Origin of the sequence: Lysinibacillus sp. C5.1 (assembly GCF_016350185.1) — a bacterium.
Taxonomy (GTDB): Bacteria; Bacillota; Bacilli; order Bacillales_A; family Planococcaceae; genus Lysinibacillus; species Lysinibacillus sphaericus.
In genome coordinates, this window is record NZ_CP066226.1 from 2,986,140 (window position 1) to 3,004,357 (window position 18,218).

The window sequence follows — 18,218 nt, forward strand, 5'->3', positions numbered from 1 at the left end:
TGTGCAAAAAAATTGATGTTACGATTTACAGTAAAAATAAGCCGACCAATAACGATTTGGTCAGCTTCGCATTTTATTGAATCGCATCCTCTGAAAAAATGGCTCTATTTGCAAACCAGAAGTGATGCTCATTAAAACAATGCTCATTCATCGCAATAACAGAAAATTCAGCATGATAGCGCTGCTTCATTTCATCTAACATGGTCTTTGCACGCTTTCCTAATAAATGTGGTCCATCAACAGGATTCCCTTCAGTAAAAATAAGAACCTCCGTTTCTGCACATTGCTGATTTTCTTGTAGCAAACCTTTTACAAACTGTAGCACAGGCAAAATAGCTGCTTCACCTTGTGCCTTATATTCAATAAAATCTTTAAAATCAGATAGATTTAAATGACCATTTTCAAAGCGGAAGTGCACGTGAATTTGACAATCGTATGGCACGATATATAAATCTCTTTGCTCTTTATATGCATTCATAAATAACGGCAAAATCATACTTTTACAAAGCGCTGAATACCTCTCCATGCCAAAAGTTTGTTCCAGACAAATAATAATAGGCCCTTGCTCTTCCTTGTAATCAACAAATGGCACATATAGTACATTTCCACTTTTAGTTGTATGCTGCTTTAACTTTTGACGTCTCGCTTCTTGCCGTTTTTGCGCATAGTACATGCGTTGCTCTTTACCGTTGGCTAAGCGCTCGGCCTGTTCAATAGCTGGAACGTTTTCTCGGATTTCATGCATAACATCCGCTAGCTCAAGTGCAAATGCTGCCATATTACGCAGTGTCTCACTTTTGTAAAAATAATCAATAAAAAAATGTTGTTCCTTCTCACTTAGCTCTTCTACATGTAAATTTTCATATAGATAATCTAAGTAGTTGCGTTGTTCTGACGAAATCTCTAGACCAAATTTCTTTATAAGTGATTCTACACCGTCTTTCACGAAGCAGCACCTCCTAAGAACATTTTTTTGGATAATGTCTATAGTATAACCAAAAAATTTTTTTGACAATACAAATAAACACACTACAATAGTTGACGTAGGTGTAGAGTGTAATGTTGCCGCCATTTCTTATATTTAATAGTGTATTAAAGGGCAAAAAGAGAACGGCCACTTAGTCGCAGCCCTTCTCTTTTAATTATTCAATTCATAATGTTTACCTTTAATTAAGTAAAATAAATGTTCGGCAATATTCGTTGCATGATCCGCTGAACGTTCTAAATGACGACAAACAAATGTTAAATGTGTAAATTGCGAAATATGAGATGGACTTTCTGCACCAGCACGAAGTAATAATGTTACTGTTGCCCCATATAAATCATCTACGTAATCATCAAGTTCAGCAATTTCTTTTGCTCGGACAGTATCTTCTTCCCTAAAGGCTGTAATAATACTTTCAAGCATTTCGACTGTCTTATTACACATCGATTGTAAATTGGTCGTTGGGAAGATTAGAGGCTCCTTACCTAAACGAATCGTCTCTTTTGCGATATTAACTGCATAATCTCCCACTCTCTCCATATCAGATGCAGCTTTTACAAGTACCATAAGTCGGCGCAAATCTGTTGCTACAGGTTGTTGCTTGGCAATCATCAAAATTACTCGATCATTAATTTCTTCCTCAAGGCGATTAATATATAAATCATCTTCAATAATTTTTAATGATTTCTCCAAATCTTGCTCTAACAATGCCTCAAAAGATATTTTTAATGCATTAATACTATTTGTTGCAATTTCTACAAACTGTTCTTGAATTTCCTTAAGCTCTTGCTCAAAGCGTTCACGTACTACCATCTATAGTTCCCCCTATGCTTAGCCGAAGCGTCCTGAAATGTAATCTTCTGTACGTTGATCTGAAGGTGTTTGGAAAATCACATCTGTTTTGTCATATTCCACAACTTCGCCGCTTAGGAAAAATGCTGTACGGTCTGAAATACGTGCCGCTTGTTGCATATTATGTGTAACAATAACGATTGAATAATCTTTTTTAAGCTCTTGTACAAGCTCTTCTACTTTTAACGTAGAAATTGGGTCAAGTGCAGAAGTGGGCTCATCCATTAAAATAACATCTGGCTCGATTGCTAAACAACGTGCAATACAAATACGCTGTTGCTGACCACCTGATAAACCATAGGCATTTTGATTTAGACGATCTTTTACTTCATCCCAAATAGCCGCACCGCGCAATGATTTTTCAACAATTTCATCTAGAATTTTTTTGTTTTTAATGCCGTGGATACGTGGACCGTAAGCAATATTATCATAGATTGATTTTGGAAATGGGTTAGGTTTTTGGAATACCATCCCTACGCGAGTACGCAATTCCTCAACTGTATAGTTTTTATCTAAGATATTTCGTTCACGGTATAATATTTCGCCCGATGTACGAACTATCGGTACTAGCTCTACCATTCTGTTTAACGTTTTTAAATAAGTAGATTTCCCGCAACCTGAAGGGCCAATAATAGCTGTGACTTCATTTTCATAAATACTTAAATTAACATCTTTTAAACCGTGATGATCACCGTACCATAAATTTAAGTTACGTGTATCATACACTACTTTTTTCGCAACTTCAGCAGATGGCTTTACATTTATATTAATTGATTTGACAACTGAATTTTCCTCTTTAAAATCTAGTACCATAAGGTCACCTCATTAATAACGTTTTTGGAATTTATTTCGAATAAAAATAGCGATGGAATTCATCATTAGCAGCACAATCATCAGCACTAAAATCCCCGCTGCCGCTACATATTGAAATGCCTCTTGCGGACGTTTAGCCCAATCATAAATTTGCATCGGCAATGCAGTAAACTGGCTTAATAAATCGTTAGGTAAAAATTGTAAAATGACAGGTATCCCAATTACTACGAGTGGTGCTGTTTCACCTATTGCACGAGATAAAGCTAAAATACTACCTGTTAAAATCCCAGGGATGGCAGCTGGTAATACGACACGTAAAATGGTCTGCCATTTCGTCGCTCCCATCCCATAAGAAGCTTCACGTTGTTCATTCGGTACAGCGCGTATTGCTTCCTGAGCAGCCACGATTATTACAGGTAATATTAGCAAACTCATCGTTAAACCTGCTGCTAAAATACTTTTACCTAGTTCCATCATACGAACAAAAATTGTTAACCCAAGTAAACCAAAAACAATTGAAGGTACACCTGCTAAGTTTGAGATATTCATGCGAATAAAATCATTCAATCTATTTTTCTTTGCATATTCTTCTAGATAAATCGCTGTTCCTACACCTAAAACAATCGATACCGGAGCTACTACTCCCATTAACCAAAGTGAGCCGATTAATGCAGCTTTAATCCCTGCCTTATCCGCAAAGCGTGAAGCAAAATTCGTTAGGAAATCAATGTTTAAGTAACCTACTCCTTGCGTCACAATGCGGTAGAGCAAAATCGCTAGCATTACAAGCGCAAATGTAGTTGCCAAGAAAAATAAGGATTTCCAGACTTTATTGAATGTAATACGTTTAGTCATTCGTTTCTTGACGACTGTATCATCGATATAGCGCATGCTAGTAAACCTCCCTGAAGCGTTTCGAAATATAATGAGCGATTAAGTTCATCACTAACGTAAAGATAAATAATGTGAATCCAACTGAGTAGATCGAGTAATAAATCGTCGTTCCATAACCAGCATCACCCGTAGAAACTTGTACAATATAGGCTGTCATCGTTTGGATGGAATCTGTGACATTTAAATCAAATTTAGGTGTCGATCCTCCTGCTAAGGACACAATCATTGTTTCCCCAATTGCCCGGGAAATAGCAAGTACGACTGATGCCACAATTCCCGATAAAGCGGCTGGTAACACTACTTTTATAGCAACCTCAAACTTCGTAGCCCCTAGCGCTAAAGCCCCTTCTCGCATACTGTTTGGTACAGATGACATGGCATCTTCTGATAGTGATGTAATCATTGGTAATATCATAATGCCCACTACAATCCCTGGACTAAGTGCATTAAATAGTTTAAGCTCTGGAATAATTCCTTGTAGCACTGGTGTGACAAACGTTAATGCAAAGAAGCCATAAACGATTGTCGGTACACCTGCTAATACTTCTAAAATCGGTTTAACTGTACGTCTTGTTTTCTCACTCGCATATTCACTTAAATAGATGGCTGAAGCAATCCCAAATGGTACTGCTACAGCAACTGCAATTAATGTAACTTTCAGTGTTCCTGCGATAAGCGGTAAAATCCCAAATAACGGCTCCTTTCCAGAAAATGGTAGCCACTGTGTACCAAATAAAAAATCCGTAATCGAAACACGCTTGAAAAACTCAAACGTTTCAAAAATAAGGGTGAAAACAATGCCAAATGTTGTCAAAATCGAGATAAGCGCTGCAGAAAATAATAAAGCTGGCATGGCTTTTTCCACTATTTTCTTAGTTTTATGATTGCGCGAATTTGCAATTAATTGTTGCACAGATGATGTCTTATTTTCCTTTTGAGAAACCATTGGGTGCTCCTTTCCAATAAGCGAGGGAAAGAGCATCCATCTCTTTCCCTCTATGCATGTCTACTTATTTTAAGCCTTCTAAAGTTTTTAAGCCTTCAGCATATTTTTCTTCAGGTAGACGAACATAACCTACTGCTTCTGCCATATCTCCTGCATTTTCAAGTGTGAACTTAACGAAATCATATGCTGCTGCATTATCTTTCATCGCACTGTTTTTCACATAAGTGAATAGTGGGCGTGAAAGTGGCGTATATTCGCCTTTTTCAATTGTGTCATGTGTTGGTTCAATTCCATTGACTTTAACAATGTTTAACTTATCTTTATTTTCTAAGTAGTAAGCGAAGCCAAAGAAGCCAATTGCATACTTGTCACCAGAAATACCTTGGACTAGCATATTATCATCCTCTGATAATGTCGCTGAACTTACTAGATCAGCACCATCTAAAACGACTTCATCAAAGTAATCATACGTACCTGAGTCAGTACCTGGTGAGTAGAATACGATTTTTTCTGCTGGCCATGAAGGGTCGATATCTGACCATTTTTTCTCTGTGCCATCTTCAGTCCAAATTTTCTTTAGTTGTTCTATAGTTAAATCCTTTGCCCAATCGTTTTCAGGATTCACCACTACTGATAAACCATCATATGCTAAAGCTAACTCAGTGTAAGCTATTCCAGCTTGGTCTAGTTTTTCTTTCTCTTCTGTCTTTATAAAACGAGATGCATTTGAAAAGTCTGTCTCACCTGCGATGAATTTTTCAAAGCCACCACCAGTACCAGAAACACCTACCGATACTTTGACATCCGGTTGTGCACCTGCATACTCTTCAACAACTGCTTCAATAATTGGTGCTACTGTTGATGAACCATCTCCAGCAACTGAACCTTGCAGTTTTTCGTCAGCAGCTTCTTGTCCTGAGTTCGTTTCTGCATTGTTATTGTTTTGCGTTGAGTTGTCTCCGCTACATGCACCAAGCATTAATGCTGAACCCATTACCGCTGTCATCGTTAAGTACTTCCACTTTTTCATCTCATTTGCCTCCGTCACTAACTTTTTTATTTGTGTTTTGCCTTACAATCTTTACTATAATGACTTATTGTTGAATTCGTATAAACCGTTCGTAAAAGACACGTAAAGGAATGTAATGCTTTGTAAACGATTGTAAAGAGACGTTTACAATTGCAATTAAATGATTTGCTTCCTTTAGCAAAGATGCTATAATATTCATTTGTGTCAGGAAATATTATAAGAGGAGTTTGACTTTGTGATTAATCATGCAAATGTACAAAATGCCGATTACTTTAAAACATATTTAACACTTATCATGGATCATCGAGAGTTGTCATTACAGGAGGCTATTGATTTTATGATGACGACGTATTTCTATAATAATATTGAGCTTTATGGAGAAAAACCGAAGGAACAATTTGAATTGGCGATTCAACAGCTTAATCGCTAGTAAAAAGCTATATAGATACTAAAAAACCGCTAGGCATATAAATATGCGCTAGCGGTTTTTTTATTCTTGTTCATCTTCACCGATTTTATCTTTTGTAATCGCAGGTAAAATTGGTTGTTCTACTTTATTATCTGTCACTTTTGTCTTTTCATATTTTGCTTTTAGCTCATAGTAAGCATCTAAAGCACGTCTTGCAATCACGTTATTATTCGATAAATGTTGATTAAGGTTCGTAGTTGCCCATGGAATGACAACAGCATAAGCAACTTCAGGATTTTCATATGGCGCATAGCCAACATGCGTTAAATTAATCGTATTTGTACCATAACGTTCACGTAATGGTCCATAATATACTACTTCGGCTGTCCCTGTTTTTCCGGCAGCGGTAAAAGGTGCGTTCGAAAATGCTGAACGTGCCGTACCACGAGAACCCGTATAAACACGATGCAAGCCTTTTTTTACATAATTAATTTCTTCTTCTGTATTATCGATGTGATTTAAAATTCTTGGTCCTACTTCTGTCACTAATTGCCCTAGCTGTTGACCATCTTTTGATGGATCACGCACTTCTTTCACGACATGGGGCTGAACACGATAGCCACCATTCGCTATCGTTGAAATATATTGTGCTAGTTGAAGCGGTGTATACGTATCATATTGTCCAATGGCTAAGTCGAGTGTTTTACCACCCATTGTTGGACCAGACGGACCTTGGACACCGCTAAATTCATTTGGTAAATCAATACCTGTTTTAACACCTAGCCCAAACTGTGCATAGGAATTACGCATTTTCGGGAATGTTTGATCATTTAATCGCAGCGGCATCATATAACTATATGGCGTGCCATTAATAAGCATTGCCGTTTTAAACATATAAACGTTGGAAGATTGCTCAAGTGCGCTTAAACCATCCATTGAAATATAGCCACCAGGATTAAAGATCGATCTTTTAACGGGTGTACCAAGTAAATGGATTGGTTCATCTCCTAATACTGTGTTCGGAGTAATCGCCCCTAGTTTATAGCCTGTCAGTAGTGTACCTGCTTTTACGACAGACCCTGCCTCATAAGCTGTTGTAAACGAGCCGTATGCATAATCCACAACTACATTTCTGCCCGTTTCCGAATCTTTTTCGATTTTTTTACCTACCATTGATAGGATATCTCCCGTATTTGGGTCCATCATGATTAAGAACGCTCGATCTAATAAACTTGAGCCAGACATTGCTTTTAACTTCAGCAGTTCTTCTTCTACAATTTTTTCATTAGCGACTTGCAACTCGCTATCAAATGTTAATACTAAATCTTTACCAGGCTCGCCTTCATATGTTGTAATGGTATCAACAACTTGCCCTTTTTTATTCGTAATATTTTTGACAACTGTTTTTTGCCCTTGTAAAAGCTCTTCATATTGCGCTTCAATATAACTTTCTCCGACGCGATCATTACGTGAATAATCACGTGCTAAATAATAATTAAGCTTCTCTTTCGGTATCCCTTTTGTTGGTACAGTTGTACGGCCTAACACAGAAAGGGATGATAGTTTAACACGCTTCCAGTCTGTCGTTGTGTTGACTCCTGGTAACTCAGTTAAACGCTCTGAAACACGCGCAAATTCATCTGCTGATACATTCTCACTTTTAATGATTTGAGGTGATAAATTATAGCCTGATACCATCTCGCGGTAGATTGCTAATACTTCTAAATCTGCTTCCGTTAATTGTGCTAATTCTTCGTCTGTAATGCGCTCACGTACAATTTTATCGATTTCTGCATTCGCTTGACTTGTCGTAATATTTTCCTGTGTTTTAATTTTCGTTTGCTCTTCATCAGATATTTTTGCATATGCTGCGTCATGGTTTTTTAAAATCCAAAAATCCAATTTATCGCGTAATGTGACACGATTCGTTGGTTGTTCAATCAATTGAGCCAGCTTTTCAGCAATTGCTAACATATCCTCCGTTTTAGTCGTCTGCATTTTTGTATACGTAATCGCGTTTTCAGGCTGATTATCCACTAAAATACGCCCATAACGATCATACATCCGACCCCTTGGCACACTCGTATTGACAGGTACTTCCTCAGTCCGCTCTAAAATACGAACATAATCTTCCCCTTTAACAATTTGCATATAACCAAGTCTAAAAATTAACATCGAAAATACGATAAATATAGCAAAGAAAAGGACATTCATACGAAATGTTAAATTAGAGTGATGTTTCGCTTTAACACTCGCTGCGCGATTTTTCCCCGGTGCTTTGCGCATATGTATTCCCCTCCTCATCTAATAACTGTTTAAATACACGATACCTAGTATACCATTCGAAGTTGCGTCAGAAAAGCATACTCTTGCATCATTTTCATAATTCGCCTTGTCATCATTAAAATACTAATTATTGAAAAATGTAAAATAGAAGCAATCACATCACTTACACTACAGATGGTCGCTTTTCACACTTCGTTGGAGGAGTCCCAGCCGTTTGCTTCGTCGACCTATTCGTAATTTCCGACTATTTATGAAATGATCTGCCGTAACAATCCTTAACTAGAGGAAGCATCATTTTAAATGACGGTACTTGGCAAGAAAAGTTTCCTTCCGTATATATGGATTTCTGCTATTCGAAAGCAACATTACTAAATGCGCTAAAATCATATAAAAAGGGCCATGCCAAGGTGATTTTTCACCTTATACATAGCCCTTTACATAGAAATAATTAGTAAACTTCCGCTTCACAATAGTTCCGCAGAAACCTAATTATTTTGCTTTTTTATCGCAAATGATTATTTTGCAGCTTGAAATTTAGCTTCTACTGCATCCCAGTTTACTACGTTCCAGAAAGCACCGATATAATCTGGACGACGGTTTTGATAGTTTAAGTAGTAAGCGTGCTCCCAAACATCTAATCCTAAGATTGGTGTTTTACCTTCCATAACTGGAGAGTCTTGGTTTGGTGTAGATGTAACTGCTACTGAATCACCATCAACGATTAACCAAGCCCAACCTGAACCGAATCGAGTTGTTGCAGCTTTTGCAAACTCTTCTTTGAAAGCATCGAAAGAACCAAATTTAGCATCGATTGCTTTAGCTACTTCACCAACTGGAGTTTTTGAACCGCCTGGTGCGATTACTTCCCAGAATAGTGTGTGGTTAGCATGTCCGCCACCGTTGTTACGAACTGCTGTTTGTTTGTCAGCTGGAAGTGCATCGATATTTGCGATTAAGTCATTAATGTCTTTTTCTGCAAATTCAGTACCTTCCACTGCTGCGTTTAAATTTGTTACATAAGTATTGTGGTGTTTAGAATAGTGAATTTCCATAGTTTTTGCATCGATATTTGGTTCTAATGCATCGTAAGCATAAGTTAATTGTGGTAATTCGTAAGCCATTATTAAGTTCCTCCCTAAAATAAAGAAATAATTAGTACATCCTTAGATTATCAAAATTGGTCAAACCATTCAATGAAAAATACCTCAAATTAAAGATTTCAGCCTTTTGACCGAAATAAATAATCCAATTTCTAATATACCCACTTCTTTAATTTGTTAAACTTTATAGTTACCCCCACAATACGTTTAAATAGCAATAAAGAATACGACAATCATCACAATTTGAATAACTGCCTTGGCTACGGTTGACGTTAAAAAACCGATAAGCGAACCCACACCACTTTTTACAGCTTCATTAAAAGTTCTTCGCTCTACAATAAGCTCTGCAATGATGGCGCCTAAAAAAGGCCCTACTAAAATGCCGGCAACAGGAATAACGAATGGCCCAATCAATAAACCGATTGTACTGCCCCACATTCCTGCATTGGAGCCACCGAATTTTTTAATACCAACAGCATTTGCAACCGTATCAGCTCCAAAGAGAAGGACAACAAATAAAATTTCAATTGCCCAGAACCACCAACTTAAATCAGCAAATGAGAAAAATGATCCATAAAGAATAAATCCACCTAGTAAAAATAGAACACCTGGGATTATCGGATACACTAATCCAACAAATGAAACGATAAAGCAGGCAATCACTACGATCCAGCCAACAACTTCCATCAAAGCTCTCTCCTTTTGTCTTGCATGCCTTACATACGAAAAATATTGCCAAAAAGTTTCAATCTAGTGGCGAATTCCTAAAATAGAATCTGCAATATTCACAGCGTGATCCCCAATTCTCTCCAAGTTGCTAACAATATCCGTATAAACAATACCAGCTGCGCCACTACATTCGTTTGTATTTAAACGTGCAATATGCTTTTGTCTTAGTTTATCCTCCATATCATCTATCAAACTCTCTAACTCTGTTACTTCTTGCGCTAAGCTAAGACTCGCCGTATCAAGCGCCTCTAAGCTTTTCCTTACCGCCTCGATGGCAAGACTAAACATACCGATTAAATCTTGCCGCGCTGACTTACTTAAACTCACTTCATGGTGATCCTTATATTGCAATAGCTCCAAAATATTTTCAAAATGGTCGCCAATACGCTCAATATCACGCACATTCGTTAATAGGGTATGGTGTCGTACCGAATCAGCATGAGAAAGCGGCTGCTTGGACACCATCACTAAATAATTCGTTATTTCTTTATCTAAATGATTAAGTGCCACTTCCAACTGTAATACGGTAGGGATATGTGATGACTCCCCTGTTTTCATGTAGTAAAACGTTTCTTCTAAGCCCCTCAGCGCATGTTCACCCATCCGCAAAACTTCTTCTTTAGCTTGCCCTAATGCGATGGCTGGCGAAGAATCAATGAAGGATGGGTCCAGATGTTTCGTTGCAACATCAATACCACCGTCATGTCCAGGCAATAATTTTGTTACTAATAATGATAATCCTGCGATAAACGGTAGTTGAATCAACATATTAAAGACATTAAACGAACCATGTGCGACAGCAATTTGCATTCGAGCTTCTAAATGAAACAACTGACTAATCCACTGCACATAATTTATAAAGGGGGTAAACAGCAACATAAAAATAACCGTCCCAATCACATTAAATAACACATGGGCAGCCGCTGCTCGCTTTGCATAAATCGAAGCACCTAATGAAGCGAGGACAGCCGTTATTGTCGTGCCGATATTTTCACCAAATAAAATCGGTAGCGCACTATCTAAACCGATTAATTGTTCAGCATATAAGCCTTGCAATACGCCAACTGTCGCTGTCGAACTTTGAACGAGCAATGTAAAAATAGTCCCTAAAAATATGCCGATTACCGGTTGATTACTCAAATGAATGGTTAATGATGCGAAGTCTGCTAATTCATGCAGTGACTGCATACTAGCACTCATTAGCTCCAATCCTAAAAACAAACCACCAAAGCCAAATAAAATTTGACCTATGTGATGATAAATAGCCTTTTTAAAGAAAAATAAAAATGCTGCGCCAATCGCGAGGAGTGGATAAAAATAAATACCTATATTAATACCGATAATAAATGCAGTTATTGTCGTGCCAATATTAGCTCCCATAATGACACCTATTGCTTGTCGTAATGTTAAGAAGCCTGCACTCACTAGACCAACAGTAATTACTGTTGTAGCCGAACTTGACTGAATACAAACCGTTACGATTATCCCAACTAACACACCCATAAACGGATTCGTTGTAAATCGATTCAACCATTCACGGAGTCTGTCATCTGCCGATTTTTGTAACCCTTCTCCCATATATTTTATGGAAAATAAAAAGACCCCTAATCCGCCTAAAAATTGAAATAATATGCTTTGCCAATCTATTGTCAATGGTATTCGCTCCAATTCCTACGTCTCTACTAATCTATTCCTAATCATTAAATGAAAATGTACAAAAAGTAAAGAAAACCTTTAACTTCTTTACACAATGTTAACATTTTAGCATCTCATTCTCAGTGAAAGTGATGCAATCCATATCTAGTCATTCACGAACATGTTAGAATAGCGGATGGAGGAGATATAAATATGAAACACTCACAATTATTAATCGATAGCTTAATACACCCTAAAAAACTAGCAGCTTATCGTTTACTACCTATCGGCAAAGTCATTCAATATACCTTTCTATTAATTACCATTGTTACTGTATTTTCATTTGGACGTTTTTCTACTGATATGTCTGTTAATACCCTCGATATAAGTGGGATAACGGAATACATAGATCAAATAAAATGGCTGTTATACCCAGTCACATTCATCATGTTATTTGTACTAACAACGATGTTAGTTTTTGGTCAAATTGCGCTCTATGCTCTAGCAGGTTTATTTATTTTAAAAGTTATGAAACGTCGTGGTGAATACCGCCATATTTGGCGCACTACAACATTCGCTATTACTTGGGCGACTATTTTAAGCATGTTAGCAGAATTCGTACCAACTGCCCGAACAATACTCTCAATCTTGTCATTACTTTTAACCATTACTCTATTAATTATCGCCTTTACAAAATATCCAAAACAACCAATTTCAAAATAATAGGCATGATTCCCCTCTCTTCTCAATATAGTGTAGAAAAAGGAGGGGTTTTTTTGCGAGCATTCTTGTTAACTGTTGCTATTGTGCTTATCGCATTTGTCGTAAAAGTAGATTTAACAGAAGGTACATTATCTCTCGCTGCCTTCTATCCAAAAGATGGGCAAAATACACTTTGCGAAGACCAGCGCGAGCCAGCTTACATTACGGTCCAAACAATTCAAGGCGATACCATCCATAGCTTATTTGCACTACACCCAGCAAAAATGCCGATGACCTTTCCGGAACGACTGGAGCTCTTTTATCAATTAAATCCACATTTACAATTACAAGCACTTGTACCAGGCGAAAATATTAAGCTTCCCCTCTCTTTTGAATTCGAAAACGCATGCGGAAAATGAAAAGTTAACGTTTCTTCCTTGTCCTTATTTTCTTACACTGCTAAAATAAGTGTCAGTGACGGCTGAAAGTAGTGGCCCGAAAAGGAGAGAAAGTTAATGAGTGAAATTTGTCACCGTTCAAAAACACGTCCTGTACGTGTCGGTAATTTAACAATTGGTGGTAGTAATGAATTATTCATTCAAAGTATGTGTACAACAAAAACACATGATGTCGAAGCAACTGTTGCAGAAATTCTGCGACTAGAAGAGGCGGGCTGTCAAATTGTTCGTGTTGCAGTGCCAGATGAGCGTGCGGCTGATGCAATTGCCGAAATAAAAAAACGTATCCATATTCCATTAGTAGCTGATATTCACTTTGATTATAAATTAGCTTTAAAAGCAATTGAAAATGGTATTGATAAAGTTCGTATTAACCCAGGTAATATTGGGCGTAAAGAAAAAGTTGAAGCCGTTGTAACAGCTGCAAAAGCAAAAGGCATTCCTATTCGTATTGGCGTAAATGCCGGTTCATTAGAGCGACACATTCTTGAAAAATACGGCTATCCAACTGCCGATGGTATGGTAGAATCAGCACTACACCATATTAAAATTTTGGAAGACTTAGATTTCCACGATATTATCGTGTCAATGAAGGCATCGGATGTCAATTTAGCGATTGAAGCATATGAAAAAGCTGCACAAGCTTTTGATTATCCGCTACATTTAGGTATTACAGAATCCGGTACATTGTTTGCTGGGACTGTAAAATCTGCTGCTGGCCTTGGCGCAATCCTGTCAAAAGGTATTGGTAATACGCTACGTATCTCTTTATCTGCCGACCCTGTGGAGGAAGTGAAAGTTGCTCGTGAGCTATTAAAATCATTTGGTTTAGCGTCTAACATGGCAACGTTAATTTCATGCCCTACATGTGGCCGTATTGAAATCGACCTTATCTCCATTGCAAATGAAGTGGAAGAATATATTTCAACATTAAATGTGCCATTAAAAGTAGCTGTTCTAGGTTGTGCCGTAAATGGTCCAGGTGAAGCACGTGAAGCCGATATCGGTATTGCAGGTGCACGTGGTGAAGGTCTGCTATTCATGAAAGGTAAAACGGTTCGTAAAGTTCCAGAAGAAACAATGGTAGAAGAATTGAAAAAAGAAATTGATAAGCTAGCTGCAGAAATGGCTGAAAAACGTGCGGCTGAAGAAGCTGCAAAAGCGAACGCCTAAGGGAGGTGCTTGCATGACAAAGCCCCGTTTTGGTATTGATATTGACGGTACAGTGACATGTCCGAGTACACTTATCCCGCATATTAATAAGCAGTATAAGGTCAATATTACACTGGATGATGTTTGTGAATATGATTTTTTATCGGCCTTTCCTTATCCAGTAGATCGCACTGCATTTAACGCATGGTTTAAGGAAAATGAGCCTTATATGTATGAAGTATCAGAAGCTGCAAAGGATGCCAAAGCTATTTTAAATGCTTGGCAACATACTTATGAGCTATATTATATTTCTGCACGTGGTCAGAATGTTTCTGATATTACGATGAACTGGTTTAAATCACAGGCTATTCCGTACGATCACATAGAACTTATCGGAAGTCATGATAAATTAGCGACTGCCAAAAAGCATAATGTCGCCGCTTTCTTTGAAGATAAACATGATAATGCTGTGATGCTCGCTGAAGAATTAAAAATACCTGTTATTTTATTCGATACACCATATAATCGTCTTGCTGTACCTGACAATGTTGTGCGAGTGTATAATTGGCAAGAAGCAAATCAGTTTATTACGAACTACTTTAAGTAATACTGACAAGAAAATATTAAAAAGTAAAAGTGTTAGATTGACTGTGATCAATCTAACACTTTTTGTCGTCAACGTTAATGTATACAACAGAGAACCTAACAGCACTTGTCGTGGTCCTACCCGTTGGACTTCCTTGCGATTTGAATAGACATCACTAAACTTCAAGTATCCCACGCAACCAACGCTCCACAAAATTTTCGAAGGTTATTCCATAATTATCATAGACCGCATGATAAACAAAATATGTTCCTAATCGATCGAGTATCTCATCATTAATTTTCATATGAACCGCTCCCCTTCTTGATTTAAGTTACGTAAAATTTCACTCTAGATAACCATTGCTATTTCCAATTCATTTGAAAAGGTTGTATCGTTGCAAAACCGTCACAATCTGCCTGTTACATACCCTTTCTTCACAATTTTCTTTTCGTTAATATAGTAGTAACAACTAGTAAACTGGGGGTACTCCTTGTGAAATGGATGACAAAACTCACTTTTGTAGCATGCCTGTCTACCTTACTTACCGGCTGTGGCGATCGACTATCTGAAATCAAAGATGCGGCATCGGGCATTAACTCAGCAGCTGATGCTGCCGCGAGCTCTGTTAGTCGTGATGTCCATGCAATAAGAGCGCTAACGATTAACTACAAAGACCAAACATTTACTATTAATGACCTATTTAAAACTATTTTACGTGACATACGCTGGGAATATGACGCCGAATTAAATGAACTACATGTTCAAGGTACATGGCGAGCACCATTATTCTCTGACCAAGCATGGGATACTCCTATGCAAAAGAAGCTTGCTGAAACCGGTTTAGTGACTGTTACGTGTACAATAGATGACGATCAAATTGATAGCGCGCAAACAGCCGTAACACTTGTTTTAAATCAAGAAAAAATACTACAAATGAATGGCGAGGATGCATTACATCATCTATACGATACCTATTTAAATAAATAAGGTCTGTAGCTTTTCTAACGATATTATCGTTTAGAAGAGCTTTTTTTGTAACGATTGACGATTCCTTTAGCAAGCCCTTAGCAACAAGCAGTATTCACAAAAAAATCATATTTTTAAAAATTTTAAAGCGTATTATTTGTATGCTATAAAACTGTCACGTTATAATCAAAGCATCACGTGATGGTTGGGAGGTATTTGCATTGGGACAGAAAAATTAAAAATCGGAGAGCTTGCTCAAAAAACTGGCATTACTAAAAGAACAATTGATTACTATACAAATTTAGGCCTGTTGGAGGCAGAACGGTCCCCATCAAACTACCGCTATTATGATCCTGCCATGATTGAACGACTTCATTTCATCGAGAAACGCAAGCAGGAAGGACTTTCACTCGTAGAAATACAACAAGCACTTAATGTCACAACAACTTATGAAGAAATCGATGTTCAAATACTACGTTTAAAAATGCAAGATTTAGAGCATGATGTAACTTCTTTACTGGAACAAATGAACAATCAAGACACGAAATATAGCCAAACGATTAAAAAAAATGTTTCACCTGAAAGCATTGCATTAATGCAATCATTATTACTACTCATTAATACCTAGGAGGTGACGTTCTGTTTTGCAGAACGACTATTTGGAGACCATATTAAATTTATCGATTTTCACTATTTTATTAGCTTTAACCGCCTTTTTCGTAGCAACGGAATTTGCGATTGTTAAAATGCGTTCCTCTAGACTTGATCAGTTAATTGCAGAGGGCAATAAAAAGGCAATACCTGCGAAGCATGTTGTCAACCATTTAGATGAATACTTATCTGCCTGTCAGCTTGGTATAACAATAACAGCACTTGGTATAGGGATGGTTGGTGAAAAAACCTTTGAATTTATGTTACATCCACTCTTTGAAACAATCGGCATTTCGGATAAATTTATCCCTATTTTCACAATCGGTTCGGCTTTCGCTATCGCTACTTTTCTACATGTCGTTGTCGGCGAATTAGCGCCAAAAACGGCAGCTATTCAAAAGACGGAAACAATCTCATTGCTTTTTGCTAAACCGATTATCGCTTTCTATAAATTGATGTATCCATTCATTTGGTTTTTAAACGGATCGGCGCGTATGCTTCTAAGTTTCTTCGGTATGAAACCGGCTAATGAACACGAGATTTCACATACAGAGGAAGAATTGCGTTCATTGTTATCTGAAAGTTTTAAAAATGGTGAAATCAATAAAACCGAGTTAAAGTTCGTGAATAATGTTTTCGAATTTGACGAACGAATTGCTCGCGAAATTATGATTCCCCGAACAGAGATTGCGGGTATTGAAATTAATGAAACCTTCACTAATATTATTCACTTTATCGCATCCGAGAAATATACTCGCTACCCTGTGTATGATGGTGACCGTGATAATATTTTAGGCTTTATTAATGCAAAAGAGTTGTTTACACATGGCTTATTGGAACAAATAACTGATGATTCTTTAGTGCTCGAAAACTTTATTAACCCTGTTATTCGAGTAATTGAAACAACACCTATACAACAATTACTAGTTCGAATGCAGAAAGATCGCATTCATATGGCGATTTTAATGGATGAATATGGTGGTACCTCTGGGCTTGTGACGGTGGAAGACATTTTAGAAGAAATCGTTGGCGAGATTCGTGATGAATTTGACGATGATGAAGTTGCAGAAATTCGGAAGATTGGTGACAATCATTATATTTTGAATGCAAAAATGCTTGTAGAAGATGTAGAAAATTTATTGCAAGTATCCCTTGATAATGAAGAAGTAGAAACACTTGGTGGTTGGTTCTTAACAGTGAACAACGGGCTCAAAGCGATTAAAAACATCGAGCTAGCGCAATATGTATTTAGCATTTATGAACAACAGGGTCATCAGCTTCACTTTATCGAAGTGCGTCCTCTTCATAAAGCTGCACCCGTTCCTACAGAAGGCTAATAAACGTAAACGAAAGGCTCAGTTGATATAACTTTCACAACTTTAGGGCTATACAAAGTTATCTAAATACTTTTGTCTCATTCCATTATTAGCCATATTTCGATATAATAAATCTGTATATGATTTTATTATCAGGGGGCATTGTTATGAAACTTTTTAAACTTTATCATTCAGACGGTATCCATATTATTACGGATGTAAAAAAACACAAAACAAATATTGAGTTAAAAACAATTACAGGAGAAGTATTATATATTATCGTTGTAACAGATGAAAACTACACAGTATACGATGACCGCTTTGCTGGTGCTTCCAAGCAGTTAAATTCTGTAGAGGCGTTCGATATCGACGGTAGCTTTAGAAGTCTTGACTTTGATAATATGCGCTCATTATTCAAAGAGGCATTCACTAAACTTTTACAGGAAATTGCTGAATGTGTAAACGATGGAGACGAGCTAGTCTATCTTGATACACTTCGACATAAAGTAAGTGCCCAAATTAAAGGAATCCATTTCCGTGTTATTTCGGACACAAAAAAATATGAATATTAAGTAATGGCCTGTTCTACAAATAACAGACTGCTCAATGACTAAGCTTTTTTCTTTGAGCAGTCTATTTCTTTAGCTTAGCCCAAGCTCCCCTTTACCTCTAATTTCAAAATCATCACTTGCACACCTTCCTTTACTT

General features: G+C 37.3%; 20 protein-coding genes. 9 read left to right on the top strand and 11 right to left on the bottom strand.

The window, feature by feature from the left end:
• Positions 1-73 precede the first annotated feature (73 nt).
• The 6 genes from I5435_RS14560 to I5435_RS14585 form a co-directional block, all read right to left on the bottom strand.
• Positions 74-946: a hypothetical protein gene (locus I5435_RS14560; RefSeq protein WP_337982509.1), complete on the bottom strand. Its 873-nt coding sequence runs from the start codon at positions 944-946 to the stop codon at positions 74-76.
• 192 nt (positions 947-1,138) lie between these two features.
• The gene (gene phoU / locus I5435_RS14565) at positions 1,139-1,798 is read right to left on the bottom strand and encodes a phosphate signaling complex protein PhoU (protein WP_024361283.1); all 660 of its coding nucleotides are present in this window, start codon (positions 1,796-1,798) and stop codon (positions 1,139-1,141) included.
• 18 nt (positions 1,799-1,816) lie between these two features.
• Positions 1,817-2,608, bottom strand: coding sequence for a phosphate ABC transporter ATP-binding protein PstB (gene pstB, locus I5435_RS14570; protein WP_172583046.1), 792 nt, complete (start codon positions 2,606-2,608; stop codon positions 1,817-1,819).
• Between the two features lie 54 nt (positions 2,609-2,662).
• Positions 2,663-3,541 (bottom strand): phosphate ABC transporter permease PstA, encoded by an 879-nt coding sequence (gene pstA / locus I5435_RS14575; protein WP_024361285.1) that lies wholly within the window; start codon positions 3,539-3,541, stop codon positions 2,663-2,665.
• Between the two features lies 1 nt (position 3,542).
• Positions 3,543-4,490, bottom strand: a complete 948-nt coding sequence (pstC, locus tag I5435_RS14580) for a phosphate ABC transporter permease subunit PstC (RefSeq protein WP_024361286.1) — start codon at positions 4,488-4,490, stop codon at positions 3,543-3,545.
• 64 nt (positions 4,491-4,554) lie between these two features.
• Positions 4,555-5,520 (bottom strand): PstS family phosphate ABC transporter substrate-binding protein, encoded by a 966-nt coding sequence (locus tag I5435_RS14585; protein ID WP_024361287.1) that lies wholly within the window; start codon positions 5,518-5,520, stop codon positions 4,555-4,557.
• Positions 5,521-5,755: 235 nt separating this feature from the next.
• Here I5435_RS14585 and I5435_RS14590 point away from each other — a divergent pair, with 235 nt between their 5' ends.
• Positions 5,756-5,950: a hypothetical protein gene (locus I5435_RS14590; protein WP_036204720.1), complete on the top strand. Its 195-nt coding sequence runs from the start codon at positions 5,756-5,758 to the stop codon at positions 5,948-5,950.
• Positions 5,951-6,010: 60 nt separating this feature from the next.
• On the opposite strand, the gene I5435_RS14595 is transcribed toward I5435_RS14590, so the two are convergent.
• From I5435_RS14595 to I5435_RS14610, 4 genes are all read right to left on the bottom strand, one after another.
• Positions 6,011-8,215, bottom strand: a complete 2,205-nt coding sequence (locus I5435_RS14595) for a peptidoglycan D,D-transpeptidase FtsI family protein (protein WP_258842324.1) — start codon at positions 8,213-8,215, stop codon at positions 6,011-6,013.
• A gap of 515 nt (positions 8,216-8,730) precedes the next feature.
• A complete protein-coding gene (locus tag I5435_RS14600; protein WP_024361290.1) occupies positions 8,731-9,336 on the bottom strand; it encodes a superoxide dismutase in 606 nt (201 codons plus the stop codon).
• Between the two features lie 186 nt (positions 9,337-9,522).
• Positions 9,523-10,002 carry a DUF456 domain-containing protein gene (locus I5435_RS14605; protein WP_108029770.1) on the bottom strand — a complete coding sequence of 160 codons (480 nt, stop codon included), beginning with the start codon at positions 10,000-10,002 and terminating at the stop codon, positions 9,523-9,525.
• A gap of 63 nt (positions 10,003-10,065) precedes the next feature.
• Complete coding sequence (locus tag I5435_RS14610; RefSeq protein WP_024361292.1) at positions 10,066-11,697, bottom strand: Na/Pi cotransporter family protein; 1,632 nt, start codon at positions 11,695-11,697, stop codon at positions 10,066-10,068.
• A gap of 195 nt (positions 11,698-11,892) precedes the next feature.
• Here I5435_RS14610 and I5435_RS14615 point away from each other — a divergent pair, with 195 nt between their 5' ends.
• From I5435_RS14615 to I5435_RS14630, 4 genes are all read left to right on the top strand, one after another.
• A complete protein-coding gene (locus tag I5435_RS14615; protein WP_024361293.1) occupies positions 11,893-12,402 on the top strand; it encodes a DUF1189 family protein in 510 nt (169 codons plus the stop codon).
• A gap of 53 nt (positions 12,403-12,455) precedes the next feature.
• Positions 12,456-12,800 (top strand): hypothetical protein, encoded by a 345-nt coding sequence (locus tag I5435_RS14620; protein ID WP_024361294.1) that lies wholly within the window; start codon positions 12,456-12,458, stop codon positions 12,798-12,800.
• Between the two features lie 96 nt (positions 12,801-12,896).
• The gene (ispG, locus tag I5435_RS14625; protein WP_024361295.1) at positions 12,897-14,012 is read left to right on the top strand and encodes a flavodoxin-dependent (E)-4-hydroxy-3-methylbut-2-enyl-diphosphate synthase; all 1,116 of its coding nucleotides are present in this window, start codon (positions 12,897-12,899) and stop codon (positions 14,010-14,012) included.
• Between the two features lie 13 nt (positions 14,013-14,025).
• On the top strand, positions 14,026-14,598 hold the full coding sequence (locus tag I5435_RS14630) for a 5' nucleotidase, NT5C type (protein WP_024361296.1): 573 nt from the start codon (positions 14,026-14,028) through the stop codon (positions 14,596-14,598).
• 154 nt (positions 14,599-14,752) lie between these two features.
• Here the strand turns inward: I5435_RS14630 and I5435_RS14635 are convergent, their stop codons facing one another.
• Positions 14,753-14,881, bottom strand: a complete 129-nt coding sequence (locus I5435_RS14635; RefSeq protein WP_255313805.1) for a hypothetical protein — start codon at positions 14,879-14,881, stop codon at positions 14,753-14,755.
• Between the two features lie 197 nt (positions 14,882-15,078).
• On the opposite strand from I5435_RS14635, the gene I5435_RS14640 reads away from it, so the two are divergent.
• The 4 genes from I5435_RS14640 (at position 15,079) to I5435_RS14655 (ending at position 18,082) form a co-directional block, all read left to right on the top strand.
• Positions 15,079-15,564 carry a hypothetical protein gene (locus I5435_RS14640; RefSeq protein ID WP_238600150.1) on the top strand — a complete coding sequence of 162 codons (486 nt, stop codon included), beginning with the start codon at positions 15,079-15,081 and terminating at the stop codon, positions 15,562-15,564.
• A 184-nt stretch (positions 15,565-15,748) separates the two neighbouring features.
• Positions 15,749-16,171 carry a MerR family transcriptional regulator gene (locus I5435_RS14645; RefSeq protein WP_227665360.1) on the top strand — a complete coding sequence of 141 codons (423 nt, stop codon included), beginning with the start codon at positions 15,749-15,751 and terminating at the stop codon, positions 16,169-16,171.
• A 31-nt stretch (positions 16,172-16,202) separates the two neighbouring features.
• On the top strand, positions 16,203-17,531 hold the full coding sequence (locus I5435_RS14650) for a hemolysin family protein (protein WP_024361299.1): 1,329 nt from the start codon (positions 16,203-16,205) through the stop codon (positions 17,529-17,531).
• A gap of 146 nt (positions 17,532-17,677) precedes the next feature.
• The gene (locus I5435_RS14655) at positions 17,678-18,082 is read left to right on the top strand and encodes a hypothetical protein (RefSeq protein ID WP_024361300.1); all 405 of its coding nucleotides are present in this window, start codon (positions 17,678-17,680) and stop codon (positions 18,080-18,082) included.
• Positions 18,083-18,218: the final 136 nt, after the last annotated feature.